This window comes from Vibrio sp. Vb1755, from assembly GCF_033338635.1.
Lineage (GTDB): Bacteria > Pseudomonadota > Gammaproteobacteria > Enterobacterales > Vibrionaceae > Vibrio > Vibrio alginolyticus.
The window spans coordinates 1-1,229 of record NZ_JAWOTA010000228.1 but is presented as its reverse complement, the minus strand read 5'-3'; the positions used below and the strand labels follow the sequence as shown (position 1 = coordinate 1,229).

General features: G+C 42.2%; 2 protein-coding genes. One reads left to right on the top strand and one right to left on the bottom strand.

Translation table 11 applies throughout. The features are described from left to right. Positions 1-723: AraC family ligand binding domain-containing protein (locus tag R7E00_RS24125; RefSeq protein ID WP_318124786.1), on the bottom strand; the 723-nt coding region annotated here is incomplete at its 3' end. Positions 724-891: 168 nt separating this feature from the next. On the opposite strand from R7E00_RS24125, the gene R7E00_RS24120 reads away from it, so the two are divergent. Further along, positions 892-1,137 carry a hypothetical protein gene (locus R7E00_RS24120; protein WP_005459280.1) on the top strand — a complete coding sequence of 82 codons (246 nt, stop codon included), beginning with the start codon at positions 892-894 and terminating at the stop codon, positions 1,135-1,137. The last annotated feature ends 92 nt before the right edge of the window (positions 1,138-1,229 follow it).

Here is a 1,229-nt window from a genome sequence, read left to right as displayed (position 1 = left end):
CAGCAAATCTGCGGCATGATTGATCCGCAATTTCATTAGACGTTGGCTAAACGGCTCTTTAAAGTGCTTTTGAAACAATCTTGTGACCGCACTTTCACTCAGCGATAAGTAGTTCGCCAAGTCTGCGAGCGTCACCTTAGTTGCAAAGTGTTGTTCGAGATACGCGTTAACACTTGCCACGCGCTCTCTTTCCTGTAGCTCGTGTTCACTCATCGATAAGTATGAGTGAGTCATCAGTGTTTTTGCTCCTTCATCGTGAGCAATCAGAGACAAAACATGGAGAAATCTCGATAGTTGCTCCATTGCAGGAAACGTCATGAGCTCATGCAGAAGATCCACAACGTGCTGAGCTGTCCGTTCAGAAAACACCACACCTTTATTGGCCGCCTTTAAAAGCGGGTCAAGCTTTCTAAGCTCTGCGCAATAGAACATCAAATTGGCAATCCACTCACGCTTAAACCAAATCACATGAGTCTCGCACTTGCTTTCGACCAATGTGGAGTGAATTGAATGAGGCACACCAGGCGCGATCAATAGCATTTGGTTGTGAGTCACTTCTAATTCGTGATGACCAATATGCAAACTGCCAGTGAAATGTCGATGGATGACCAACTCAAACACATCATCGTGAAAATGGAGGTCGTACTCTTTCTCTACCTCATCAATGCGACGATAGCGCCAAGAAAAACCTGGTCTCTGCGGTACTTTTTCGATGTGCGCCATTGGCTACTCCACAAGATAGTATTGTTTCACGCTCAAATAATATCAGTATTGCCGACATAATCTTCATCACGCCGAAATAGTATTGATATTAAACGGCATACTATCAACTTGGTGTTGTCCCTCTCCTTATTCTTGCCTTGTAAAGACAAGCTAACTAAGGAAGCTTTTATGAGCCACTTCACTATCAAGCTACGCCAAATCTTGCACAAGACACGCGATGAATGGGCAAAATTCGCTATCAGAGAAATGGAAATCCCACCTAACACCATCGCCAAATTTTATGGCTACAAGTCGAGTTGTGATCTTGAGCAAATTCTTAAACAGGATAAAAACGACGCCAATTCGGACATTTGCTCGACACCTTGTGCGAGATCTCTCACAAGCGATGTAAGCAAAACGACCATTTTTGACTAAGATAAAATCAAAAAATGTATATAACCAATTGAAAATTAAAACTTATAGTATTTTTCATAATATTCGCTGCCAAAGTTTTTTTTACCTAGCTG